We start from the raw sequence: 26,065 nt of genomic DNA, 5'->3' as shown, positions 1-26,065 counted from the left end.
TGTTTAAACAAAATACTGCCAGCAAAAAGGCTTGTTTTCTATCTCTCGGTGAATAATCTTGTAATTCCAACAACAAAACCGTTTCAGTGAAGCTGCTCTTTGTGCCACAGGCTTCACCCGACTGCCAGAGGTAACGCCATGACCCTACGCATCGCCATCAACGGATTCGGCCGCATCGGACGCAACGTCCTGCGCGCACTGTACACGCAGGGCTACCGCCAGGACCTGCAGGTCGTCGCCATCAACGACCTGGGCGACAGCGCGATGAACGCCCACCTGCTCAAGTACGACAGCGTCCACGGGATTTTCGACGCCAGTGTCGAGGCCGACCACGAAAGCCTCACCGTCAATGGTGACCGCATCGCCGTCAGCGCCATCCGCAACCCCGCCGAACTGCCCTGGAAGACTCTGGCCATCGACGTGGTGTTCGAGTGCACCGGGCTGTTCACCGAACGCGCCAAGGCCGCAGCCCACCTGACGGCCGGCGCCGCCAAGGTGATCGTCAGCGCGCCGGCCAAGGGCGCCGACGCCACTGTGGTATACGGGGTCAACCACGACGTGCTGCGCGCCTCGCACCAGATCATCTCCAACGCCTCGTGCACCACCAACTGCCTGGCGCCGATCGCCCAGGTGCTGCACCGCGAGTTCGGCATCGAGCAGGGCCTGATGACCACCATCCACGCCTACACCAACGACCAGGTGCTCACCGACGTCTACCACAGCGACCCGTACCGCGCCCGCTCGGCCACCCAGTCGATGATCCCGAGCAAGACCGGCGCCGCCGAGGCGGTGGGCCTGGTGCTGCCGGAACTGGCCGGCAAGCTCACCGGCATGGCCGTGCGGGTGCCGGTGATCAACGTGTCGCTGGTCGACCTCACGGTCAACCTCAAGCGCGAGGCCAGCGCCGAGGAAGTCAACCAGCTGTTCCTCGAGGCCAGCCGCCACTCGCGCGTGCTGGGCTACAACGCCCTGCCGCTGGTGTCGTGCGACTTCAACCACAACCCGCTGTCGTCGATCTTCGACGCCAACCACACCCGCGCCAACGGTCGCATGCTCAAGGTGCTGGCCTGGTACGACAACGAATGGGGCTTCTCCAACCGCATGCTGGACAACTGCCTGGCGCTGTTCAACGCCAGGTGAAGTTTTGCGCGATCCCCTGTAGGAGCGGCCTTGTGCCGCGAAAGGGCCGCAAAGCGGCCCCAGCTCTTGTTGCATCGACGCTGAAACCCTGGGGCTGCTTTGCAGCCCTTTCGCGGCACAAGGCCGCTCCTACACGGGCCGCGCTAGCCGCAATATTTACCTGATCGTGACATTTCTGCGCTTGACCTTGAGCATGGATGATAAGCATTATCATTCACCCGAAAAGCGACCAGGTTTCCCCGTGAGTCAGTCCCGGTTCAACTCAGTGTTCCTCAACCAGCGCCTCACCCTGCTGCGCACCTTGCAGCGCATGGTGGGCAACCCCAGCACCGCCGAGGACCTGCTGCAGGAAACCTACCTGCGGGTCACCCGTGCCCTGGGCGAGCGGCCGATCGAGCACCTCGAGCCCTTCGTTTTCCAGACTGCCCGCAACCTGGCCCTGGACCACCTGCGCGCACGCCGGGTGCAGGCGCGCACGCTGGTGGACGACGTGCCCGAACAGGTCCTGCACAATGTCGCCGCCCCTTCGGCCAGCAGCGAGGACGCCGCCCACGCCGAGCAGTTGCTCAAGCACCTGAGCGTCAGCCTCGGCCAACTCAGCGAGCGCCAGCAGCGCATCTTCATCCTCAGCCGCCTGCACGGCGCCAGCTACCTGGAAATCGCCGAGCAGTTGAGCGTCTCGGCCAGCACGGTACAGAAGGAACTGAAACTGATCATGGCCATCTGCATGGGCGTGGCCGATCGTCACCAGTGACGCGACCGCTCGCCGCTGGCCAGCGCAAAGCCCTTGCCATGGGCGGGGTCTGCATTGATCATGCGCAAAAAATGCCCGAAGCAAGGATCCCCCGTGACCGACCGCCCCACGCCTCGCCCGTCACCCGCCGAGCCTGATGCCCGCGCCCGTGCCCGCGAGGAGGCGCTGGACTGGTTGATCCGCCTGCAGTGCGCCAGCGAAGACGATACCCGCGCCTTCGAGCACTGGTTGGGAGCGGAGCCGGAGAACGCCGAGGCCTATGTCGAAGCCGAGGCCTTGTGGAACGGCGCCTCGCTGCGCCAGGCCGCCGGCCAGCTGCAGCACAGCCGCAAGCGCTCGCTCGCCGGGCGGCTGCGCAGTCACTGGAAACCGCTGGCCACCGCCGCCGTGCTGCTGGTCGGGCTGTTCACCTTCGGCAACCTGCCGGTGCGCCTGCAGGCCGACCACCTGACCGTGGTCGGCGAGCGACAGCGCCTGGACCTGGACCCGGGCGCCAAGGTGCTGCTCAACACCAACTCGGCCTTCGCCAGTGACGAGCGCGAAGGCCGCAAGGTTGCCCGCCTGCTGCAGGGCGAGGCGTATTTCCAGGTATCCAACGCCAGCCAGCCGCCCCTGGAAGTCCAGGCCGGCCCATTGCGCGCCAGCGTGCGCGACACCGACTTCGCCGTGCGCTACCTCGATGGCGAGGCCCAGGTGCGGGTGCAGCGCGGCGATGTCGACCTGCAGGCCGCGAGCGACCAGCGCATCCGCCTGAGCGCCGGCGACAGCATCAGCGTCGGCCCCAAGGGCTTCGGCCAGCGCCAGCGCCCCGACATGAGCAAGGACCTGGCCTGGATCGAAGGCCGCCTGGTGTTCGAGAACTGCCCGCTGAGCCAGGTGCTCGCGGAAGTCCGCCGCTACTACCCGGGTTGGATCATCAACCGCAACGCCCACCTGGAGCAGGTCGCGGTCACCGGCAACTACCGCCTCGACCAGCCGCTGGAAACCCTGCGCGCCCTCGCCCACATCACCTCGGCGCAACTGCACGAGTACCCTGCCGTGGTGATTCTCAACTGACCCGGTAAGTTTTTTTACGCGATCGCCCTGCCTCGCCCGTCTCGTTATAGCCAATACGATTGATTCTCGTTCGAAAACGAGAGCAAGCACCGCCTATAACTTACGCGCGACAGGGAGCGCTTTCGATGCCCACAGGTCAGACCCGCCCGTCCTCTTCTTCCCGCCGTCGCGGGCAATTGTCCCTGCTGACCCTGGCCCTGCTCGCCAGCGGCGCCTGCAGCCTGCCGGCGCTGGCCGTGGAACCGGCCCAGGCCAGCAGCCCGCGCATGGGCGACTACCGTTTCGCCATCGCCCAGCAGCCGCTGGTCGAGGCCATCAACGCCTTCAGCAAGGTGACCGGCTGGCAGGTCGGCTTCAGCGCCGAGCTGGCCGACGGCGTGGCCTCGCCGGGCGTGCAGGGCTCGCTGGCCCCGGAGATGGCGCTGCAACGCCTGCTGCGCGGCACCGGCCTGGGCTACCGCAAGATCGGTAACGGCAACGTGGTGCTCGAGCGCCAGTCCGCCGGCAACGCCATCGCCCTGCAACAGGTGACCGTCAGCGCCACCCGCAGCGCCCAGGATGTCAGCCAGGTGCCGAGCACCGTCAGTGTGCAGACCCGCGAGCAGCTGGATCGGCAGAACGTCAACGACATCAAGCAACTGGTGCGCTACGAGCCCGGCGTTTCGGTGTCCGGCACCGGCCAGCGCAGCGGCCTGAACGGCTACAACATCCGTGGTATCGATGGTGACCGGGTGCTGACCCAGGTGGACGGCGTGTCGATTCCCGACAGTTTCTTCAACGGCCCCTACGCCCAGACCCAGCGTAACTATGTCGACCCCGAGATCGTCAAGCGCGTGGAGATCCTGCGCGGCCCGGCCTCCGTACTCTACGGCAGCAACGCCATTGGCGGCGCGGTGAGCTACTACACCCTCGACCCGGAAGACATCATCAAGCCAGGCAAGGATGTCGGCGCACGCCTGAAGACCGGCTACAGCTCCGCCGACGAAAGCTGGCTGACCTCGGCCACCGTAGCGGGCCGCCAGGGTGATTTCGACGGCCTGCTGCACCTGAGCCAGCGCAATGGCCATGAGACCGAGTCCTATGGCGGACACGGCGGCGCCGGCATCAACCGGACCAAAGCCAACCCTGAAGACGTTCGCACCACCAACGTGCTGGCCAAGCTGGGCTGGAACTACGCCGACGACGCGCGGTTCGGGCTGACCTACGAGCACTACAAGGATGATCGCGACCAGAACATCCTCAGCGCAGTGGGCGGACCGTTCAACGGCGGCTCGCCCCTGGGCATGTACCGCAGCCGCACCGGCAACGATACCGTCACCCGCGAGCGTTTCGGCATCAATCATGAATTCGGCCTGGATTCGCTGGTCGCCGACCACGTCAAGTGGAGCCTGAACTACCAGATCGCCAAGACCGACCAGGCAACCTCGGAAATCTACTTCCCGTTCAGCCGCACGGTGCTGCGCGAACGCGACACCACCTACAAGGACCGCCAATGGGTGCTTGATGCCCAGCTGGACAAGGCGTTGCGCATCGGTGAAACCGACCACCTGCTCACCTACGGCACCACGCTCAAGCATGAAAAGATCACCGGCCTGCGCACCGGCAAGGGCACCTGCCTGGTGGTGGGCGGCGCCTGCCGATTCATCGGCCAGATCAGCCCGGCCGACACCCCGGCACCGGTCAGCGACTTCCCGGATCCGACCGTCAACACCTACAGCCTGTTCGCCCAGGACGAGATCCGCTGGAACAACTGGACCTTCCTGCCGGGTGCTCGCTACGACTACACCCGCATCGATCCGAAGATGACCGCCGAATACCTGCGCGGCGTGCAGAGCACCAGCCCCACCGGGCAAAGCCGTCTGAACGACGACGACAAGAAATGGCACCGCGTATCGCCCAAACTGGGCGTGACCTATGCCTTCAACGACAACTACACCTGGTACGGGCAGTACGCCGAAGGTTTCCGCACGCCGAGCGCCAAGGCGATCTGGGGCCGCTTCGAAAACCTCGCCGGCGGCTATGTGGTCGAGCCCAACCCGGGGCTGGAGCCGGAGAAGAGCAAGAGCTACGAAACCGGCCTGCGTGGCCACTTCGACGCCGGCAACTTCGATATCGCGGTGTTCTACAACAAGTACCGCGATTTCATCAACGAAGAGGCCGTGCAGTCGACCAACCTGGGGACCTCCTTCCAGGCCAACAACATCAAGCACGCCACCATCAAGGGCGCCGAAGTCAAGGGCCGACTCAACCTGGACCGCTTCGGCGCGCCTGATGGCCTGTACACCGTCGGCTCCATCGCCTATGCCTACGGGCGCAACGACGACACCGGCCAACCGCTGAACAGCGTCAACCCGCTAACCGGCGTGTTCGGCCTGGGCTACGAGCAGATTGACTACGGCACCCAGCTCAGCTGGACCGTGGTCAAGCGCAAGAATCGCGTGGACGACACCAAATTTTTCGCCCCCGACGGTTCCAGCTCGAACTTCCGCACCCCCGGCTACGGCGTACTGGACCTGACCGGCTTCTACCGGATCACCGACGACCTGACCATCAACGGCGGCGTGTACAACCTGGCCGACAAGAAGTACTGGCAGTGGGACGACGTGCGCAAGTACGCCATGGTCGGTGACCAGAACGGTGTGGGCGAAGCGGCCGTTACCCAGCCGGCCAACCTGGATCGCTTGACAGCCCCTGGCCGCAACTTCGCCATCAATCTGGTGTGGGATATCTGATCGGCTGATAAGGGCGGCGCCCGCGATGCAGGTGCCGCCCGTTTCAAGTCATGAGAATGATTTCACTTCGCAGGTGAGGTTTTTTTACTGTCCCGCGTCTTCTGTTTCGTCTTGTCACTAGACGCCCCATTTTCCAAGGATGCCCCCATGACCGCCCCTTCCACCGAACGCGCCGCCCTGCGCTCCCAGCGCCTGAACCAGGTCACCCACGCCCCGCACACCGAGCTGGACGCCCTGGTCAAATCGCACAAGCCGTTCGACAGCCGTGAAAGCTTCGCCCGCTTCGTGGTCGCCCAGTACCTGTTCCAGTCCGAGCTGCAGGCGCTGTACACCGACCCGCAACTGATCGCCATCGTGCCGGACCTCGCCGCGCGCTGCCGCGCCGAACAGGCCCGCCTGGACCTGGCCGACCTCGACACCGAAGTACCCGCGCCCTTCGCCGGCGCCCTGGGCAAGCCAAGCCTGGGCGAGGCCCTGGGCTGGATCTTCGTCTCCGAAGGCTCCAAACTGGGCGCCGCGTTCCTGATCAAGCGCGCCGTGGCCCTGGAGCTGTCCGAGACCTTCGGTGCCCGTCACCTGGGCGAGCCGGCCGGTGGCCGTGCCGAAGGCTGGAAGCAGTTCACCCGCATCCTCGACAGCCTGGAGCTGTCGCCCGAGGAAGACGCCGCCGCCGAACGTGGCGCGGTCGCCGCCTTCGAGCGCTTCACCGAGCTGCTCAAGCATGCCTACGCCGCCGACGCCGCGCTGGCCTGACACGCTTTACCCGGCCGCCTGCGGGCGGCCACACCGTTGCAGTGAGACCATGACCCGAATCGCCCGCTCGAAACTGTCCCGCCTGCTCTACGCGATCCTGGCCTACGTCAGCCTGGGCATTGGCCTGGTGGCCATCGTCATTCCCGGGCTGCCCACCACCGAGTTCATCCTCCTCGCCGCCTGGGCCGCGACCCGCAGCTCGCCGCGCCTGTCCGCCTGGCTGGAGAACCACCGGCTGTTCGGTCCGATTCTCTACAACTGGCGCAACGGCAAGGTGATCCAGCGCCGCGCCAAGGTCAGCGCGACCATCAGCATGCTGCTGTGCGCCGGCCTGATGCTGACCTTCCTCGAGCACCACTGGCCGGTGTTCCTCGCCATCACCGGCATGACCCTGGGCAACCTGTGGATCTGGTCGCGCCCGGAACGTCCGACGCCACCAGGCGCTGTCGAACTGCAAGGTTGATTCATTTGCGCTGCGGCGCCGGATGTACTGCAATGGGCTCCACGAAGGAGGATCCGGCATGCAGCCATTGCTCGACACCATCGCCCATTCACTACAACTCTCCCCCACCGCCGTAAGCTGGCACGGCATCGGCGCCCTGCCCTCCACATTTGCAGTAACCGAACTGGCCGCCGCCAGTCTCGCCGCCTGCGGACTGGCCCTGGCCGATCTGCTCCAGGGCCAGTCGGGCCACTGCCCCCTGGTGCACATCGACCGCCGCCTGGCGTCCTTCTGGTTCGCCACCAGCCTGCGGCCTGGCGGCTGGGAGCCACCGCCGCTGTGGGATGCCATCGCCGGTGACTATCAGGCCCGCGACGGCTGGATCCGCCTGCACACCAACGCGACGCACCACCGCACCGCCGCCCTGCGGGTACTGGGTGCCCAAGCCGACCGCGCCAGTGTCGCCAACGAGGTCGCCCGCTGGGACGCCGATGCACTGGAAGCTGCGGTAGTGGGAGCCGGTGGCTGCGCGGCGCGGATGCGCAGCTGGCCCGAATGGTGCGCGCATCCGCAGGGTTTGGCAGTGAACCAGGAACCGCTGATCCTGCGCCAGACCTTCACCGCAACCACCCTGGCCTGGCGCGGCAGCGCAGATCGACCGTTGGCCGGCATCAAGGTCCTCGACCTCACCCGCATCCTCGCCGGCCCCACCGCCACCCGCCTGCTGGCCGCTTTTGGTGCCGACGTGCTACGGATAGACCCGCCTGACTGGGAAGAGCCTGCGGTGGCCGCCGAGGTGACCCTGGGCAAACGCTGCGCCCGCCTGGACCTGCGTACCCTGGCCGGCCGTCAATGCTTCGATCGCTTGCTGGTCGAGGCCGATGTGCTGGTACATGGCTACCGCGCCGATGCCCTCGAGCGGCTCGACCTGGGTGTCGAACGACGACGCCAGCTCAACCCCGGGCTGATCGATGTGAGCCTGAACGCCTATGGCTGGAGCGGACCCTGGCAAGACCGTCGCGGATTCGACAGCCTGGTGCAGATGAGCACCGGCATCGCCCGCGAAGGCATGCGCTGGCGCCAGGCGGATCGGCCTGTACCGCTGCCGGTGCAGGCGCTGGATCACGCCACTGGATACCTGATGGCGGCCGAAGTGATACGAGCGCTGGGACGAGGCGAGGGATGCCGATCCAGGCTGTCACTGGCACGCACGGCGGCATTGCTGATCGAACGAGGGACCGTGGAAGAGGACCTGGCATTGGCCGCGGAGTCGGCGCTGGACATCGATCCGCGCATCGAATGCACGCCTTGGGGCGCAGCACAGCGGATCAAGGCGCCGTTGAAGGTGGGTGAGGCTACCATGAGCTGGGCGCGTGGAGCCTGCGAGCTTGGCTCAGCGCCTGCCCAGTGGTGACTGCGGGATCCCCTGTAGGAGATCGCCCGGCCGTTCGGGCTGCGCTGTCGCGCAGGGAACTGTCCCCCTGTGGGAGCGGCGCCAGGCCTGATCACAGGCTCAACAACCCTGAATACAGGGCATACGCCGCCAGCCCCGCCCCCGCCAGCACCGCCGCGAAGATCAATTTCTCCCACGCAGTGAACAGCACCTGCCCCTGCTCGTGCTTGGCCCGGGCGAACAGGATCACCCCGGGCGCATACAGCAGCGCCGACAGCAGCACGTACTTGAGCCCTCCGGCATACAGCAGCCAGACCGCGTACAACAGCGCGATCGCCGCCACCAGCAGGTCCTTGCGCCGCAGCCCCGCCTGTCCCTGGTAGCCTTCACCGCGGCAGGCCAGCAGCACGGCATAGGCCGCCGACCAGAAGTACGGCACCAGGATCATCGATGACGCCAGGTAGATCAGGCTGGTGTAGGTCCCCGCCGAGAACAGGGTGATCAGCAGGAAGCCCTGGATCATCACATTGGTCAACCACAGGGCGTTGGCCGGCACCTGGTTGGCGTTCTCCCGCGCCAGGAAGCGCGGCATGGTCTTGTCCCGGGCGGTGGCATAGAGAATCTCGGCGCACAGCAGCGCCCACGACAGCAATGCACCCAGCAGCGATACCGCCAGGCCGATGCTGATCAACAGCGCCCCCCAGGGCCCGACGATATGCTCCAGCACCGACGCCAAGGAGGGGTTCTGCAAGCCAGCCAGCTCCGGCTGGGTCATCACCCCCAGCGACAGCACGTTGACCAGCACCAGCAGCGCCAGCACGCCGAGAAAGCCGACCACGGTGGCCTTGCCCACGTCCGAGCGGTGCAGCGCCCGCCCCGAATAGACACTCGCGCCCTCGATGCCGATGAACACGAACACCGTCACCAGCATCATGTTACGCACCTGCTCCAGCACGCTGCCGAACTGCGGATTGCTCAACCCCCAGATGTCGCGGGTGAAGATGTCGGCGCGAAAGGCGAAGGCGGCGATGACGATGAACATCAGCAGCGGCACGACCTTGGCCACGGTGGTCACCTGGTTGATGAAGGCGGCCTCCTTGATGCCGCGCAGCACCAGGAAATGCACCGCCCATAGCAGCAGCGAGGCGCAACCGATGGCCACCGGTGTGTTGCCTTCGCCGAACACCGGAAAGTAGAAGCCGAGGGTACTGAACAGCAATACGAAGTAACCGACGTTGCCCAGCCAGGCACTGATCCAGTAGCCCCAGGCCGAGGAGAAGCCCATGTAGTCGCCGAAGCCGGCCTTGGCGTAGGCATACACCCCGGAGTCCAGCTCCGGCTTGCGGTTGGCCAGGGTCTGGAAGACGAAGGCCAGCGCCAGCATCCCCACCGCGGTGATGCCCCAGCCGATCAGCACCGCTCCGACATCGGCGCGGGCAGCCATGTTCTGCGGCAACGAGAAGATCCCGCCACCGATCATCGAGCCGACCACCAGCGCGATCAGCGCACCTAGGCGCAGTTTCTGTCCCGGTTCGCTCATAGGACTCCTCGTGCGCGGGCGCGCGTGAACGTATTGGCCGACACTATTGTTACAAGTTTTTTATCAAATAAAGCCATTAAACCTATAGCACTCATAACCATGCTGTCTATACCGACACCTTAATAAAAACCACATTAGTCGACTACTTTGCGGATCGTCTAAACCCGTCGCTATTTGCTGTGAAAAATTTGCGAAAACCGCAAAACGGACTAACTTCTCAGTTCGCAGGCGAAACGGAGCGTTTGCTCTAGAAGGGCATGGAGGTGCCAGCGCACAAGGCCTGCGTCAGAGCTGTCGGCATCCTCCAGGAGGCGTGTGAAGGATTTTTCTGATCTTCATGCGGGCATGAACTGATCTAAGTCAGCGAATGATCCAGGCGTCAGATTTATTCTGAGGTCAACTTTCTCCTGGTACGGAGTCGTTAAATGTCTGATTCTCCCGGAAAACTAAAACTAGGTGCACTCGTTGCACTTGTCGTCGGCTCGATGATCGGTGGCGGGATCTTCTCGCTGCCCCAGAACATGGCCGCCAGCGCCGGCGTCGGCGCCGTGCTGATCGGCTGGGCCATCACCGCGGTGGGCATGCTCACCCTCGCCTTCGTCTTCCAGACCCTGGCCAACCGCAAGCCCGATCTTGACGGCGGGGTGTACGCCTACGCCAAGGCCGGTTTCGGTGACTACATGGGCTTCTCTTCGGCCTGGGGCTACTGGATCAGCGCCTGGTTGGGCAACGTCGGCTACTTCGTGCTGCTGTTCAGCACCCTGGGGTATTTCTTCCCGGTATTCGGTGAAGGCAACACCCCGGCGGCGGTGATCGGTGCTTCGATCCTGCTGTGGGCCGTGCACTTCCTGGTGCTGCGCGGCATCAAGGAAGCCGCGTTCATCAACCTGGTCACCACCGTGGCCAAGGTCGTGCCGCTGGCGCTGTTCGCGCTGATCTGCCTGTTCGCCTTCAAGCTCGATGTGTTCACCGCCGACATCTGGGCCGTCGGCACGCCAGAGCTGGGCAGCGTGATGAACCAGGTGCGCAACATGATGCTGGTCACCGTGTGGGTGTTCATCGGCATCGAGGGCGCGAGCATCTTTTCTTCCCGTGCGGAAAAACGCTCAGACGTCGGCAAGGCCACGGTCATCGGCTTCGTCACCGTGCTGCTGTTCCTGGTGCTGGTCAACGTGCTGTCGCTGGGGGTGATGACCCAGCCGGAGCTGGCCAAGCTGCAGAACCCGTCGATGGCCGCGGTGCTGGAACACGTGGTCGGCCACTGGGGCGCGGTGCTGATCAGCGTCGGCCTGATCATCTCGCTGCTGGGCGCCCTGCTGTCGTGGGTGCTGCTGTGCGCCGAGATCATGTTCGCCGCCGCCAAGGACCACACCATGCCGGAGTTCCTGCGCCGCGAGAACGCCAACCATGTACCGGCCAACGCCCTGTGGCTGACCAACGCCATGGTGCAGATCTTCCTGGTCATCACCCTGTTCTCCAACAGCACCTACCTGTCGCTGATCTACCTCGCCACCTCGATGATCCTGGTGCCCTACCTGTGGTCGGCGGCCTATGCCTTCCTGCTGGCCTGGCGCAACGAGACCTACGAACAGGCCCTGGCCGAACGCAAGAAAGACCTGATCATCGGCGGCATCGCCCTGCTCTACGCGATCTGGCTGCTGTACGCCGGCGGCGTGAAATACCTGCTGCTCTCGGCCCTGCTCTATGCCCCTGGCGCGATCCTGTTCGCCAAGGCCAAGCGCGAGGTCGGCCAACCGATCTTCACCAGCGTGGAAAAACTGATCTTCGCCGCCGTGGTCGCGGGCGCCCTGGTGGCGGCCTATGGCCTGTACGACGGCTTCCTGACTCTCTGACCCCCACGTCTTCGCTTTACAGGAGGATTCACCATGTCCACTGAGAAACAGAAATACGGCGTCCATTCCGAAGCCGGCAAACTGCGCAAAGTGATGGTCTGCAGCCCGGGCCTGGCGCACAAACGCCTGACCCCGAGCAACTGCGACGAACTGCTGTTCGACGACGTGATCTGGGTCGACCAGGCCAAGCGCGACCACTTCGACTTCGTCACCAAGATGCGCGAGCGCGGCGTCGATGTGCTGGAGATGCACAACCTGCTGACCGACATCGTCCAGCAGCCCGACGCACTGAAGTGGATTCTCGACCGCAAGATCACCTCCGACACCGTCGGCGTCGGCCTCACCAATGAAGTGCGCAGCTGGCTCGAAGGCCTCGAGCCACGCCACCTGGCCGAGTTCCTGATCGGCGGCGTGGCCGGCCAGGACCTGCCGGAAAGCGAAGGCGCCAGCGTGGTCAAGATGTACAACGACTACCTGGGCCACTCCAGCTTCATCCTGCCGCCGCTGCCCAACACCCAGTTCACTCGCGACACCACCTGCTGGATCTACGGTGGCGTGACGCTCAACCCGATGTACTGGCCGGCGCGACGCCAGGAAACCCTGCTGACCACCGCCATCTACAAGTTCCACAAGGAGTTCACCAACGCCGACTTCCAGGTCTGGTACGGCGACCCGGACAAGGACCACGGCAACGCCACCCTCGAAGGCGGCGACGTCATGCCGATCGGCAAGGGCGTCGTGCTCATCGGCATGGGCGAGCGCACCTCGCGCCAGGCCATCGGCCAGCTGGCACAGAACCTGTTCGCCAAGGGCGCGGTGGAGAAAGTCATCGTCGCCGGCCTGCCGAAATCCCGTGCCGCGATGCACCTGGACACCGTGTTCAGCTTCTGCGACCGCGACCTGGTCACGGTCTTCCCGGAAGTGGTCAAGGAGATCGTGCCGTTCATCATACGCCCGGACGAAAGCAAGCCGTATGGCATGGACGTGCGCCGCGAGAACAAGTCGTTCATCGAGGTGGTCGGCGAGCAACTGGGGGTCAAGCTGCGCGTGGTCGAGACCGGCGGCAACAGCTTCGCCGCCGAGCGTGAACAGTGGGATGACGGCAACAACGTGGTGGCCGTGGAGCCCGGCGTGGTCATCGGCTACGACCGCAACACCTACACCAACACCCTGCTGCGCAAGGCAGGGATCGAGGTCATCACCATCAGCGCCGGTGAACTGGGCCGGGGCCGAGGCGGCGGCCACTGCATGACCTGCCCGATCGTCCGCGACCCTATCGACTACTAAACGTCCATCCCCCGGCCGCACCTACCCGGTGCCGGCCGGGCCGATCACCGAATCCAAGGAGAACCGTCATGGCGTTCAACATCCACAACCGCAACCTGCTCAGCCTCGAACACCACAGCACCCGCGAGCTGCGCTACCTGCTGGACCTGTCCCGCGATCTCAAGCGCGCCAAGTACACCGGTACCGAGCAGCAGCACCTGAAGGGCAACAACATCGCCCTGATTTTCGAGAAGACCTCGACCCGCACCCGCTGCGCCTTCGAAGTCGCCGCCTACGACCAGGGCGCCAACGTCACCTACATCGACCCCAACTCCTCGCAGATCGGCCACAAGGAGAGCATGAAGGACACCGCCCGCGTGCTCGGGCGCATGTACGACGCCATCGAGTACCGTGGCTTCAAGCAGGAGATCGTCGAGGAACTGGCCAAGTTCGCCGGTGTACCGGTGTTCAACGGCCTGACCGACGAATACCACCCGACCCAGATGATCGCCGACGTGCTGACCATGCGTGAGCACAGCGACAAGCCGCTGCACGACATCAGCTATGCCTACCTGGGCGATGCCCGCAACAACATGGGCAACTCGCTGCTGCTGATCGGTGCCAAGCTCGGCATGGACGTGCGCATCGCCGCGCCCAAGGCCCTGTGGCCCCATGACGACCTGGTCGAGCGCTGCCATAAATACGCCGAGGAAAGCGGCGCACGCATCACCCTGACCGAAGACCCGAAAGCCGCGGTCAAGGGCGTCGACTTCGTCCACACCGACGTCTGGGTATCGATGGGCGAGCCGATCGAAGCCTGGGGCGAGCGCATCAAACAGCTCAAGCCCTACCAGGTGAACAAGGAACTGATGAAGGCCACCGGCAACCCACGGACCAAGTTCATGCACTGCCTGCCAGCGTTCCACAACTCCGAGACCAAGGTCGGCAAGCAGATTGCCGAGCAGTACCCGGACCTGGCCAACGGCATCGAAGTGACCGATGACGTGTTCGAGTCGCCGGCGTGCATCGCCTTCGAGCAGGCGGAGAACCGCATGCACACGATCAAGGCGATCCTGGTGTCGACCCTGGCTGACCTCTAAGGCCATCCTCGATCCCTGTGGGAGCGGGTTCACCCGCGAAAGGGCCAGCCCAGACGACATCGCTGGCCCTGCTGACGCATTCGCGGGTAAACCCGCTCCCACAGGATCGTCACTCCCCGTTTAAAGGACATTCCCCATGCGTATCGTTGTTGCATTGGGCGGCAACGCCCTGCTGCGCCGCGGCGAGCCGATGACCGCCGACAACCAGCGCGCCAATATCCGCACCGCCACCGAGCAGATCGCCAAGATCCACCCCGGCAATGAACTGGTCATCGCCCACGGCAACGGCCCGCAAGTCGGCCTGCTGTCGCTGCAGGGGCTTTCGTACAAGCCGGATGAAGCCTATCCGCTGGACGTGCTCGGTGCCGAGACCGAAGGCATGATCGGCTACATGATCGAACAGGAACTGGGCAACCTGCTGGCCTTCGAGGTGCCGTTCGCCACCCTGCTCACCCAGGTGGAAGTGGACGCCAACGACCCGGCGTTCAAGGACCCGACCAAATTCATCGGCCCGGTCTATGCCAAGGACGAGGCCGAACGCCTGGCCAAGGAAAAAGGCTGGGTGGTCAAGCCCGACGGCGACAAGTACCGCCGCGTGGTGGCCAGCCCGAAACCCAAGCGCATCTTCGAGATCCGCCCGATCAAGTGGCTGCTGGAGAAGAGCAGCATCGTCATCTGCGCCGGCGGCGGCGGCATCCCCACCATGTACGACGAGAACCGCAAGCTCAAGGGCATCGAGGCGGTGATCGACAAGGACCTGTGCTCGGCGCTGCTGGCCGAACAGCTGGAAGCCGACCTGCTGATCATCGCCACCGACGTCGACGCGGCGTACATCGATTTCGGCAAGCCGACCCAGAAGGCCATCGCCCAGGCCCATCCTGACGAGCTCGAGAAGCTCGGTTTCGCTGCAGGCTCCATGGGGCCGAAGGTCCAGGCCGCCTGCGATTTCGCCCGCCACACCGGCAAGGTGGCGGTGATCAGCTCGCTGGAGAACATCGAAGACATCGTCAAGGGCACCGCCGGCACGCGGGTTTCCACCGCCAAGCCCGGTATCAGCTACCGTTGAATGCAGTTGGCGGGTGCCTGGCGCCCGCCGTTTTCAACCTTCCGAAGGAGTCTGCCATGGCCCAGTACGCGCCCGGTCATGTACACATTGAGCGCACCGCGCTGAACACGAACGACCACAGCTACGACCTCAATATCGAATACGAGGCGGCGACCGACCCCAAGGAAGGCAGAGGTATCCAGTTCCGCATGCATGGCAACATCGAGGGCAAGGCCGTCGATGAGAAATTCTTCCTGGCCAAGGACCAGGTGCTGCCGAGCTTTCTGATGCAGCTGAGTCGCAAGGCCCAATCGTTCCTGCCGCCACCGAAGAAGTTCGAGAACCTCGGCTCTCCGCACAAGCTGTATGACTATATGTTCGAAGACATTCGCAGCAAGCTGGATGTGAAATCGGGCGACCCGATCAAACCCGAGCATCTGGAGTAATTGCTGGGGCAGCTGCGCAGCCCTTTCGCGACACAAGGCCGCTCCCACAAGTATCTCACCGCTTATGGATGCGATGTTTTACCTGTGGGAGCGGCCTTGTGTCGCGAAAGGGGCGCATAGCGCCCCCGGCAATGTTGGGTTGGTCACGGCTCCCAAGGCATACTACGGCCTCCCTCGGCCATAATTGCCCCCCATGCGCATCCACGTCAGCTTCATCGACCGCGTCGGCATCACCCAGGAAGTCCTGGCCCTGCTCGGCGCCCGCAACCTCAACCTCGATGCCGTGGAGATGGTCCCGCCGAACGTCTACATCGACGCCCCGACCCTGAGCCCGGCCGTGCTCGAGGAGTTGCACGACGCCTTGTTCGAAGTGCACGGGGTGCGATCGGTGGAAGTGGTCGACATCCTCCCCGGCCAGCGCCGTCACCTGCAGCTCGACGCCCTGCTCGCCGCCATGAGCGACCCAGTGCTGGCGGTGGACAGCGCAGGCCTGGTGCTGCTGGCCAACCCGGCGCTGATCGCCCTGTGCGGGCGCGAGTCAGCCGGGCGCTCGGTGGGCGAGCTGTTCGGTGACCCGGATCTGCTCCAGGCCCTGCTGGACAACAACTTCCACCTGCCCATGCGCGAGATGCAGCTCAACGGCCAGAGCCTGCTGCTCGATGCCACACCGATCACCCACGCCGGCGGCCTGCTGACCCTGTATCCGCCGAACCGCATGGGCGAGCGCCTGTCGGCGCTGCATCACGATCACGCCGAGGGTTTCGACGCCATGCTCGGCGACTCACCCGCCATCCGCACCCTCAAGGCCCGCGCCTTGCGCGTGGCCACCCTCGACGCGCCGCTGCTGGTACACGGCGAGACCGGTACCGGCAAGGAGCTGGTGGCCCGTGCCTGCCACGCCATCAGCAGCCGCCATGCCGCGCCGTTCCTGGCGCTCAATTGCGCCGCGCTGCCCGAGAGCCTGGCCGAGAGCGAACTGTTCGGCTACGCTCCGGGCGCCTTCACCGGTGCACAACGCGGCGGCAAGCCCGGGCTGATGGAGCTGGCCAACCAGGGCACGGTGTTCCTCGACGAGATCGGCGAAATGTCGCCGTACCTGCAGGCCAAGCTCCTGCGGTTTCTCAGCGACGGCAGCTTCCGCCGGGTCGGCGGAGACCGCGAGGTGAAGGTGGACGTGCGCATCATCAGCGCCACCCACCGTGACCTGGAGCGCATGGTCGCCGAAGGCACCTTCCGCGAAGACCTGTTCTACCGCCTCAATGTCCTCAACCTGCAAGTGCCGCCGCTGCGCGAGCGCGGCCAGGACATCCTGTCACTGGCGCATTTCTTCATGCAGCAGGCCTGCACCCAGATCCAGCGCCCGACCTGCCGACTGGCGCCTGCCACACATCCGGCACTGCTGGCCAACCCCTGGCCGGGCAACGTGCGCCAGCTACAGAATGTGATCTTCCGGGCTGCGGCCATCTGCGAAAGCAACGTGATTGATATCGGAGACCTGGACATCGCCGGCACTTCGGTCGCCCGTGGGCAGGACGGCGAGGTGGAGAGCCTGGAGCAGGCAGTGGGCGACTTCGAACGGGAACTGCTGCAGCGTTTGTATGCCAGCTATCCTTCGACCCGGCAGTTGGCCGGACGCTTGCAGACATCGCACACCGCCATTGCCCAGCGCTTGCGCAAATACGGCATTCCAAACAAAGCCTGAGGGGTATCGCGCGGATCGTTGTGGACCACACCCGAGCCCATACGAAAAGCCCGCGCGATCTTTCAGAATACCCCTACAAGCAAACCAATTCTTTCCGAATCCTGACACGTACCATGTCGACTCTGTCCTGGAGGCGCATCCCAGCAGCCTCCGCACCATGTCGAAAGAGTACGTTGAATGCTTGAACTCGATTTTTACGGAACCCTAGTAGCCGCCTCACTGGTCCTTCTGCTCGGACGTGGCCTGGTTCAACGGATTGGCTTTCTACGCACCTACAATATTCCCGAACCGGTCGCAGGCGGTTTGGTAGTCGCCCTTGTCCTGCTGGGCCTGCGCAGCCTGGACGTCAGGGTTCAGTTCGATACGTCTCTGCAATCGCCCTTGATGCTGGCATTCTTCGCCACCATCGGCCTGAACGCGGACATCGCCAGCCTGAAAAAAGGCGGACGCATCGTCGCGACGTTCCTGCTGGCGGTCGTGGGGCTCCTGCTCGTGCAGAACGCCATGGGCATCGGGCTGGCCAAGGCATTGGGCCTCGACCCATTGATGGGCCTGCTGTCCGGCTCGATCTCCCTGTCGGGCGGCCACGGCACGAGCGCCGCGTGGGGCGCGACCTTCAGTGAAACCTACGGGTTGGCCTCCGCCACGGAACTGGCGATGGCCTGTGCCACGTTTGGCCTGGTGCTGGGTGGCCTGATCGGTGGCCCGGTCGCACGCCTGCTGATCAAAGGCATCCAGACGCCCGGCATCCAACAGGCAACGCCGCAGCTGCCAAAAGGCTTCGAACAACCGAACAAGGAGCGCCTGATCACCCCTTTTTCCCTGGTTGAAACCATCGCCCTGATCGCCGTCAGCCTGCTGGCCGGCTCGCTGCTCAACGGCCTGCTCCAGGGGACCGCTTTGGAGCTGCCGACCTTCGTCTGCGTGCTGTTTGTCGGCGTGCTGCTGCGCAATGCGCTTTCGGCGCTGGGCCTTTACCAGGTGTTCGAGCGGGAGGTTTCGGTGCTGGGCAATGTCAGCCTGTCGCTGTTCCTGGCAATCGCCCTGATGTCGTTGAAACTATGGGACCTGGCGTCCCTGGCCTTGCCATTTTTGATTCTTCTGGCAACGCAGACACTGGTCATGGCGCTATTCGCGATCTTCGTGACATTCAGGGTGATGGGACGCAACTACGATGCGGCGGTACTGGCTGCGGGGCACTGTGGCTTCGGCCTCGGGGCCACGCCAACGGCCATCGCCAACATGCAAGCCGTCACGCAACGCTATGGGCCTTCGCAGCTGGCATTCCTCGTCGTTCCCATGGTGGGCGCGTTCTTCATCGATATCATCAATGTCATCGTGATCAAGTTCTACCTGGCTTTGCCACTGTTTGCCGCGAGTTGACCGCAGGAAGCACGTATTGAAATCGATACGCCGTATCGAAACAAATACAGACGCACTGAAGGGCGTCTGTGCAAGGACTTGATCCTACAACACTTTGCATTTCAGGCCTGGATGTATCGATTTCGTTCCACGAAAGCTGACACAAGACAACCAGCACTAATTAAGTAACTGATTTATAAGGACTTTTACAAGCTGGCCACATTATTGCTAGGGGAATTCCAACCTTAAGAGCGCGGAGCCTACCGCGCCCAACGCCCCCTGCTTCCCGAGGAATTCCCATGAGCGAGTTGCGTTTCACCGAAGATCACGAATGGCTGCGCGTCGAAGCCGACGGCAGCGTCACCGTGGGCATCACCGCCTACGCCCAGAACGCCCTCGGCGACGTGGTCTATGTGCAACTGCCGGAACTGCAGCAGTACGACAAGGGCGCCGAAGCCTCCACCGTGGAGTCGGTGAAAGCCGCGAGCGGTGTGTACATGCCGCTGAGCGGTGAAGTGGTCGCGGTCAACCCAGGCCTGGAGGACAGCCCCGAACTGGTCAACGAAGACCCGCTCGGCGAGGGCTGGTTCTTCCGCTTCATTCCCGCCGACATGAGCCAAGTGGCCGCCCTGCTCGACCAGGACGCCTACGACCGCCTGATCAAAGCCAACGACGACGCCTGAGGAATGACCATGACCATCAACCTCGGCACCGCCAACGAATTCATCGCCCGTCACATCGGCCCACGTGCCGCTGACGAGCAGGCCATGCTCACCACCCTGGGCTTCGACTCGCTGGAAGCGATGACCGCCGCGGTCATCCCCGACAGCATCAAGGGCACCAGTGTGCTCGGCAGCGCAGACGGCCAGAGCGAAGCCGACGCCCTCGCCGCGCTGAAAGCCATTGCCGGCAAGAACCAGCTGTTCAAGAGCTACATCGGCCAGGGCTACTACAACACCCACACCCCGGCACCGATCCTGCGCAACCTGCTGGAAAACCCCGCCTGGTACACCGCCTACACCCCGTACCAGCCAGAGATCTCCCAAGGCCGCCTGGAAGCGCTGCTGAACTTCCAGACCCTGATCAGCGACCTCACCGGCCTGCCGATCGCCAACGCCTCCCTGCTCGACGAAGCCACCGCCGCCGCAGAAGCCATGACCTTCTGCAAGCGTCTGTCGAAGAACAAGGCCAGCCATGCCTTCTTCGCCTCCGCGCACTGCCACCCGCAGACCCTCGACGTGCTGCGCACCCGTGCCGAGCCGCTGGGCATCGAGGTGGTAGTGGGCGACGAGCATGAACTGGGCGACGTCAGCGCCTACTTCGGCGCCCTGCTGCAGTACCCGGCCAGCAACGGTGACGTGTTCGACTACCGCGCAGTGGTGCAACGCTTCCACGCCGCAGGCGCCCTGGTGGCCGTGGCCGCCGACCTGCTGGCCCTGACCCTGCTCACCCCACCGGGCGAGTTCGACGCCGACGTGGCCATCGGCAGCGCCCAGCGCTTCGGTGTACCGCTGGGCTTCGGTGGCCCGCACGCGGCCTACTTCGCCACCCGCGATGCGTTCAAGCGCGACATGCCTGGCCGCCTGGTCGGCGTGTCGATCGACCGCTTCGGCAAGAGCGCCCTGCGCCTGGCGATGCAGACCCGCGAGCAGCACATCCGCCGCGAGAAGGCCACCAGCAACATCTGCACCGCCCAGGTGCTGCTGGCCAACATCGCCAGCATGTACGCCGTGTACCACGGCCCGGCCGGCCTCAAGCGCATCGCCGAGCGTACCCACGCGCTGACCGCGATCCTCGCCACCGGCCTGACCAAGCTGGGCGTGAAAGTGGTCACCAGCGACTTCTTCGACACCCTGACCCTGGCCACCGGCAGCGCCACCAGCGCCCTGCACGACAAGGCCCGCGCCCAGGGCATCAACCTGCGCCAGGTCGACACCGCCCACCTGGGCCTGTCGCTGGACGAAACCAGCAGCCAGGCCGATGTCGAGGCCCTGTGGCAGCTGTTCGCCGACGGCCAGGCCACCCCGGACTTTGCCGCCCTGGCCAACAGCGTCGCCGTACGCCTGCCGGCCGGCCTGCTGCGCCAGTCGGCCATCCTCGAGCACCCGGTGTTCAACCGCTATCACAGCGAAACCGAGCTGATGCGCTACCTGCGCCGCCTGGCCGACAAGGACCTGGCGCTGGACCGCAGCATGATCCCGCTGGGTTCGTGCACCATGAAGCTCAACGCCGCCAGCGAGATGATCCCGGTGACCTGGGGCGAGTTCGGCAACCTGCACCCGTTCGCCCCAGCCGAGCAGAGCCAGGGCTACCTGCAGATGACCACCGAGCTGGAGGCCATGCTCTGCGCCGCCACCGGCTATGACGCCGTGTCGCTGCAGCCCAACGCCGGTTCCCAGGGCGAGTACGCGGGCCTCCTGGCGATCCGTGCCTATCACCGCAGCCGTGGCGACAGCCACCGCGACATCTGCCTGATCCCGTCCTCGGCCCACGGCACCAACCCCGCCACCGCGCACATGGCCGGCATGCGCGTGGTCGTCACCGCCTGTGACGCCCGCGGCAACGTCGACATCGACGACCTGCGCGCCAAGGCCATCGAGCACCGTGAGCGCCTGGCGGCGATCATGATCACCTACCCGTCGACCCACGGCGTGTTCGAGGAAGCCATCGGCGAGATCTGCGCGATCATCCACGACAACGGCGGCCAGGTGTACATCGACGGTGCCAACATGAACGCCATGGTCGGCCTGTGCGCCCCGGGCAAGTTCGGCGGCGACGTCTCGCACCTGAACCTGCACAAGACCTTCTGCATCCCCCACGGCGGTGGCGGCCCGGGCGTCGGCCCGATCGGCGTCAAGTCGCACCTGGCGCCGTTCCTGCCCGGCCACGCGACGCTGGAGAACACTGCGGGCGCCGTGTGCGCCGCACCGTTCGGCAGCGCCAGCATCCTGCCGATCACCTGGATGTACATTCGAATGATGGGTGGCGCCGGCCTCAAGCGCGCCTCGCAGATGGCGATCCTCAACGCCAACTACATCGCCCGTCGCCTGGAAGAGCACTATCCTGTGCTGTACACCGGCGGCAACGGCCTGGTGGCGCATGAGTGCATCCTCGACCTGCGTCCGCTCAAGGACACCAGCGGTATCAGCGTCGACGACGTGGCCAAGCGCCTGATCGATTTCGGCTTCCACGCTCCGACCATGTCCTTCCCGGTGGCCGGCACGCTGATGATCGAACCGACCGAAAGCGAGTCCAAAGAAGAGCTGGACCGCTTCTGCAACGCGATGATCCAGATCCGCGAGGAAATTCGCGCCGTCGAGAACGGCAGCCTGGACAAGGACGACAACCCGCTGAAGAACGCCCCGCACACCGCGGCGGAGCTGGCCGGCGAATGGACCCACGGCTACAGCCGCGAGCAGGCCGTTTATCCGCTGCCGAGTCTGGTGGAAGGCAAGTACTGGCCGCCGGTGGGCCGGGTCGACAACGTGTTCGGCGACCGCAACCTGATCTGCGCCTGCCCGTCGATCGAGAGCTATCAGGACGTTTGATAGCTCCAGGCCTGCCCACACCTGTGAGGCGGGCCTCGGCCCCTGTGGGAGCGGGTTTACCCGCGAATGCGATAGTGAGTTCACCGACGCATTCGCGGGTAAACCCGCTCCCACAAGGTCACCATCAACCCCAAGAGCCGGTTAGGAGATCACCATGTCCCTGAGCGTCTTCGACCTGTTCAAGATCGGCATCGGCCCCTCCAGCTCGCACACGGTCGGCCCGATGCGCGCCGCTGCGCGCTTCGCCGAAGGCCTGCGCCGTGACGGCCTGTTGGCCGGCACGGTCAGCGTCAAGGCCGAGCTGTACGGCTCGCTCGGCGCCACCGGCAAGGGCCACGGCAGCGACAAGGCCGTGTTGCTGGGGCTCGAGGGTGAGCACCCCGACACCGTCGACACCGAGTCCATCCCCGCACGCCTGCAGGCAATCCGCGACAGCGGCCGCCTGCGCCTGCTCGGCGAACACGAAATCACCTTCGTCGAGAAGCAGCACCTGGCGATGATCCGCAAGCCGCTGGAGTACCACCCCAACGGCATGATCTTCCGCGCCTTCGACGCCGCCGGCCTGCAGATCCGCAGCCGCGAATACTACTCGGTGGGCGGCGGCTTCGTGGTCGATGAAGACGCGGCAGGCCATGACCGCATCGTCGAGGACAGCACCGTGCTGGCCTACCCGTTCAAGACCGGCAAGCAATTGCTGGCCCATTGCACCACCCAGCAGTTGTCATTCAGCCAGGTGATGCTGGCCAACGAAGCCGCCTGGCGCCCGGAGGCCGAAACCCGCGCCGGCCTGCTGCGCATCTGGCAGGTGATGCAAGACTGCGTCGAGGCGGGTTGCAGGCATGAGGGCATCCTGCCGGGTGGCCTGAAGGTCAAGCGCCGCGCACCGGCGCTGTACCGCCAGCTCAGCCGTCATCCAGAGGCCAGCCTGCGCGATGCGCTGTCGGTACTCGACTGGGTCAACCTCTACGCCCTGGCAGTGAACGAGGAAAACGCCTACGGCGGGCGCGTGGTCACCGCGCCAACCAACGGCGCAGCCGGCATCGTTCCGGCGGTGCTGCACTACTACATGCGCTTCGTCCCCGGCGCCAATGAGGACGGGGTGGTGCGCTTCCTGCTCACAGCAGCGGCGATCGGCATCCTCTACAAGGAAAACGCCTCGATCTCCGGTGCCGAGGTCGGCTGCCAGGGCGAGGTCGGCGTGGCCTGCTCGATGGCCGCCGGCGCCCTGTGCGAGGTGATGGGCGGCAGCCCGCAGCAAGTGGAAAACGCCGCCGAGATCGGCATGGAACACAACCTGGGCCTGACCTGCGACCCCATCGGCGGGCTGGTCCAGGTGCCCTGCATCGAGCGCAACGCCATGGGCTCGGTGAAGGCGATCAACGCGGTGCGCATGGCCCTGCGCGGTGACGGGCAGCACTATGTCTCCCTCGACAAGGTCATCCGCACCATGCGCCAGACCGGCGCCGACATGAAAAGCAAGTACAAGGAGACCGCCCGCGGCGGTCTGGCCGTCAACATCATCGAATGTTGACCCGAACAAAAAACGAGGAGTCACCGATGTCCGAAACACTGCACAAGACCCCGCTGCACGCCCTGCACCTGGAACTGGGCGCGCGCATGGTGCCCTTCGCCGGCTACGACATGCCGGTACAGTACCCGCTGGGCGTGCTCAAGGAGCACCTGCACACCCGCGAGCAGGCCGGCCTGTTCGACGTCTCGCACATGGGCCAGATCATCCTGCGCGGCAGCGACGCCGCCCGAGCCCTGGAAACCCTGGTGCCGGTGGACATCATCGACCTGCCGGTGGGCATGCAGCGCTATGCCATGTTCACCAACGCCGAGGGCGGCATCCTCGACGACCTGATGGTCGCCAACCTCGGTGACGACACCTTGTTCCTGGTGGTCAACGCCGCCTGCAAGGACCAGGACCTGGCCCACCTGCGCCAGCACATCGGCAGCCGTTGCGAGATCCAGCCGCTGTTCGAGGAACGCGCCCTGCTCGCCCTGCAAGGCCCGGCGGCGGTCAGGGTGCTGGAGCGCCTGGCCCCTGCGGTGGCGAAGATGACGTTCATGCAGTTCCAGCCTGTTCAACTACTCGGCGCCGACTGCTATGTCAGCCGCTCGGGCTACACCGGTGAGGACGGTTTCGAAATTTCCGTGCCGGCCGACAAGGCCGAAGCCCTGGCCCGCCGCCTGCTGGCCGAGCCGGAGGTACAGCCGATCGGACTGGGGGCACGTGACTCGCTGCGCCTGGAAGCCGGCCTGTGCCTGTACGGCCACGACATGGACACCACCACCACCCCGATCGAGGCCAGCCTGCTGTGGGCCATCTCCAAGGTGCGCCGCGCCGATGGCACGCGCGCCGGTGGCTTCCCCGGTGCCGAAACCGTGTTCGCCCAGCAACAGGCTGGCGTGGCACGCAAGCGGGTCGGCCTGCTGCCCCAGGAACGCACGCCAGTGCGTGAGGGTGCGCAGATCGTCGACCAGGCTGGCAAGGTGGTCGGTGAAGTGTGCAGTGGCGGCTTCGGCCCGACGCTCGGCGCTCCCGTGGCGATGGGCTATGTCGATAGCGAACATGCGGCCCTCGACACGGCATTGTTTGCCGTCGTCCGTGGCAAGCAAGTTGCCCTTAAAGTCAGCAAAATGCCTTTCGTGGCGCAACGTTACTACCGTGGCTGAATGAGTGGTTTGGACGGGTTCGACATATTCGTTTTCGAACCTGTCCAATAACTTCTGAACATAGCGCCAGGCCAGGCGCCACGCCGTTTCCGACAAATCGTTCGGTTATCGGGAAAACCCTGATTTTCCCCCACCGCAAGGGCTTGTTTTTCGCTCGGCAGTTGGCGTAGAGTCATCGCACTGTGTTTGCATGGGTCGCAACAGTTCGTGACCTGGGCCAGTAGCCGCAATCTGCTACAACCCGTTCGACGTCTCTTACTTTCCTGCAACCCAGCCCAGTAGTCTTTCACTTACAAGAACGTGAAAGAAACTGTCATCAAAATTCAAGTTTCATAGGAAATAAGACAATGGCTGAGCGTCAGAACGGTACCGTCAAGTGGTTCAATGACGAGAAAGGTTACGGCTTCATCACCCCTGAGAGCGGTGCTGATCTGTTTGTTCACTTCCGTGCCATCGAAGGCAACGGCTTCAAGAGCCTGAAAGAAGGCCAGAAAGTCACCTTCGAAGCCGTGCAAGGCCAGAAAGGCCTGCAGGCTGACAAAGTTCAGGTTGTCGCCTAAGCGATTACCCGAATTCAAAAAGCCCCTGCCAAGTGCAGGGGCTTTTTTTTACCCGTAGAATAGCGGCTTCGCCATTCGGAGCCGTCCTGCATGTCCAAGCCCCTGCTCTCACCCCAGGGTGACTTCCCCCCCGTCGGCCTGGGTCGCCGGCTGGCGGCGATGTTCTATGACTTCCTGCTGTGCACCGCCCTGCTGATCGTCACCGCCGGCGCCTACAAGATGATCCAGATGGCGATCATCGGCCAAGCGCGCATGCGCGAACTGACCGAGGCCGGTGCGCTGGATGGCGATCCGTTGCTGTCGACGATCCTACTGTTCGCCCTGTTCGGCTTCTTCGCCAAGTTCTGGACCCATGGCGGCCAGACCTTGGGCATGCAGGTATGGGGCATGCGCGTGCAGAATGCGGACGGCAGCGCCATCAGCCTGTGGCAGGCGCTGCTACGCTTTTTGGTGTCGATCGCGTCCTGGCTGTGCCTGGGGCTGGGGTTCTTCTGGTCGTTGATCGACAAGCGCCAGCGCAGCTGGCATGACATCTATTCCGAGACGCAGTTGGTGCGTCTGCCCAAGCGCAAGAAGTAACCCAGGCTGACAATGATCGTGTAGGAGCGGCCTTGTGTCGCGAAAGGGGCGCGCAGCGGCCCCAGGATTTCAGCGTTTAAGCAAAGATCGCCGGGGCCGCTTTGCGGCCCTTTCG

The 26,065-nt window shown here is 64.6% G+C and carries 21 protein-coding genes; 20 read left to right on the top strand and 1 reads right to left on the bottom strand.

All coding sequences use genetic code 11. The annotated features are described in order from the left end of the window. The first annotated feature begins 138 nt into the window (after window positions 1-138). The 7 genes from gap (at window position 139) to DMX06_RS15550 (ending at window position 8,291) form a co-directional block, all read left to right on the top strand. Entirely contained in the window at window positions 139-1,140 is a 1,002-nt protein-coding gene (gene gap, locus DMX06_RS15580) for a type I glyceraldehyde-3-phosphate dehydrogenase (RefSeq protein ID WP_110738309.1), read from the top strand. Window positions 1,141-1,381: 241 nt separating this feature from the next. After that, entirely contained in the window at window positions 1,382-1,894 is a 513-nt protein-coding gene (locus DMX06_RS15575; protein ID WP_110738308.1) for an RNA polymerase sigma factor, read from the top strand. 93 nt (window positions 1,895-1,987) lie between these two features. Further along, window positions 1,988-2,950, top strand: coding sequence for a FecR family protein (locus DMX06_RS15570; RefSeq protein ID WP_110738307.1), 963 nt, complete (start codon window positions 1,988-1,990; stop codon window positions 2,948-2,950). A 125-nt stretch (window positions 2,951-3,075) separates the two neighbouring features. Beyond that, on the top strand, window positions 3,076-5,682 hold the full coding sequence (locus DMX06_RS15565) for a TonB-dependent receptor (protein WP_110738306.1): 2,607 nt from the start codon (window positions 3,076-3,078) through the stop codon (window positions 5,680-5,682). A 147-nt stretch (window positions 5,683-5,829) separates the two neighbouring features. Further along, window positions 5,830-6,435, top strand: coding sequence for a biliverdin-producing heme oxygenase (locus DMX06_RS15560; RefSeq protein WP_028691979.1), 606 nt, complete (start codon window positions 5,830-5,832; stop codon window positions 6,433-6,435). A 49-nt stretch (window positions 6,436-6,484) separates the two neighbouring features. Continuing rightward, on the top strand, window positions 6,485-6,898 hold the full coding sequence (locus DMX06_RS15555; protein WP_062575031.1) for a YbaN family protein: 414 nt from the start codon (window positions 6,485-6,487) through the stop codon (window positions 6,896-6,898). Window positions 6,899-6,956: 58 nt separating this feature from the next. After that, window positions 6,957-8,291 (top strand): CoA transferase, encoded by a 1,335-nt coding sequence (locus DMX06_RS15550; protein WP_110738305.1) that lies wholly within the window; start codon window positions 6,957-6,959, stop codon window positions 8,289-8,291. Between the two features lie 91 nt (window positions 8,292-8,382). On the opposite strand, the gene arcD (DMX06_RS15545) is transcribed toward DMX06_RS15550, so the two are convergent. Then, the gene (arcD, locus tag DMX06_RS15545) at window positions 8,383-9,810 is read right to left on the bottom strand and encodes an arginine-ornithine antiporter (protein ID WP_110738304.1); all 1,428 of its coding nucleotides are present in this window, start codon (window positions 9,808-9,810) and stop codon (window positions 8,383-8,385) included. A 425-nt stretch (window positions 9,811-10,235) separates the two neighbouring features. On the opposite strand from arcD (DMX06_RS15545), the gene arcD (DMX06_RS15540) reads away from it, so the two are divergent. From arcD (DMX06_RS15540) to DMX06_RS15480, 13 genes are all read left to right on the top strand, one after another. Then, window positions 10,236-11,663 (top strand): arginine-ornithine antiporter, encoded by a 1,428-nt coding sequence (gene arcD, locus DMX06_RS15540; protein WP_110738303.1) that lies wholly within the window; start codon window positions 10,236-10,238, stop codon window positions 11,661-11,663. Between the two features lie 33 nt (window positions 11,664-11,696). After that, entirely contained in the window at window positions 11,697-12,950 is a 1,254-nt protein-coding gene (gene arcA / locus DMX06_RS15535) for an arginine deiminase (protein WP_110738302.1), read from the top strand. A gap of 68 nt (window positions 12,951-13,018) precedes the next feature. Next, window positions 13,019-14,029, top strand: coding sequence for an ornithine carbamoyltransferase (locus tag DMX06_RS15530; protein ID WP_110738301.1), 1,011 nt, complete (start codon window positions 13,019-13,021; stop codon window positions 14,027-14,029). A 136-nt stretch (window positions 14,030-14,165) separates the two neighbouring features. Further along, the gene (arcC, locus tag DMX06_RS15525; protein ID WP_110738300.1) at window positions 14,166-15,095 is read left to right on the top strand and encodes a carbamate kinase; all 930 of its coding nucleotides are present in this window, start codon (window positions 14,166-14,168) and stop codon (window positions 15,093-15,095) included. A gap of 56 nt (window positions 15,096-15,151) precedes the next feature. Continuing rightward, window positions 15,152-15,520, top strand: coding sequence for a DUF5064 family protein (locus DMX06_RS15520; protein ID WP_110738299.1), 369 nt, complete (start codon window positions 15,152-15,154; stop codon window positions 15,518-15,520). Between the two features lie 193 nt (window positions 15,521-15,713). After that, window positions 15,714-17,222 carry a sigma-54-dependent transcriptional regulator gene (locus DMX06_RS15515; RefSeq protein ID WP_110738298.1) on the top strand — a complete coding sequence of 503 codons (1,509 nt, stop codon included), beginning with the start codon at window positions 15,714-15,716 and terminating at the stop codon, window positions 17,220-17,222. Window positions 17,223-17,399: 177 nt separating this feature from the next. Then, window positions 17,400-18,605, top strand: coding sequence for a sodium/glutamate symporter (gene gltS, locus DMX06_RS15510; RefSeq protein ID WP_110738297.1), 1,206 nt, complete (start codon window positions 17,400-17,402; stop codon window positions 18,603-18,605). A 278-nt stretch (window positions 18,606-18,883) separates the two neighbouring features. Next, window positions 18,884-19,267: a glycine cleavage system protein GcvH gene (gene gcvH, locus DMX06_RS15505; protein ID WP_110738296.1), complete on the top strand. Its 384-nt coding sequence runs from the start codon at window positions 18,884-18,886 to the stop codon at window positions 19,265-19,267. 9 nt (window positions 19,268-19,276) lie between these two features. Next, the gene (gene gcvP, locus DMX06_RS15500) at window positions 19,277-22,132 is read left to right on the top strand and encodes an aminomethyl-transferring glycine dehydrogenase (protein ID WP_181427839.1); all 2,856 of its coding nucleotides are present in this window, start codon (window positions 19,277-19,279) and stop codon (window positions 22,130-22,132) included. 154 nt (window positions 22,133-22,286) lie between these two features. Next, window positions 22,287-23,663, top strand: a complete 1,377-nt coding sequence (locus DMX06_RS15495) for an L-serine ammonia-lyase (RefSeq protein WP_110738294.1) — start codon at window positions 22,287-22,289, stop codon at window positions 23,661-23,663. 26 nt (window positions 23,664-23,689) lie between these two features. Continuing rightward, the gene (gene gcvT / locus DMX06_RS15490) at window positions 23,690-24,811 is read left to right on the top strand and encodes a glycine cleavage system aminomethyltransferase GcvT (protein WP_110738293.1); all 1,122 of its coding nucleotides are present in this window, start codon (window positions 23,690-23,692) and stop codon (window positions 24,809-24,811) included. Between the two features lie 347 nt (window positions 24,812-25,158). Further along, on the top strand, window positions 25,159-25,371 hold the full coding sequence (locus DMX06_RS15485; protein ID WP_050704121.1) for a cold-shock protein: 213 nt from the start codon (window positions 25,159-25,161) through the stop codon (window positions 25,369-25,371). 90 nt (window positions 25,372-25,461) lie between these two features. Then, window positions 25,462-25,950 (top strand): RDD family protein, encoded by a 489-nt coding sequence (locus DMX06_RS15480; protein WP_110738292.1) that lies wholly within the window; start codon window positions 25,462-25,464, stop codon window positions 25,948-25,950. The last annotated feature ends 115 nt before the right edge of the window (window positions 25,951-26,065 follow it).

Origin of the sequence: Pseudomonas mosselii (assembly GCF_003205295.1) — a bacterium.
Classification (GTDB): domain Bacteria; phylum Pseudomonadota; class Gammaproteobacteria; order Pseudomonadales; family Pseudomonadaceae; genus Aquipseudomonas; species Aquipseudomonas mosselii_B.
Note: the sequence above shows the minus strand (reverse complement) of the source record. Positions and strands in the feature narration are given on the sequence as shown.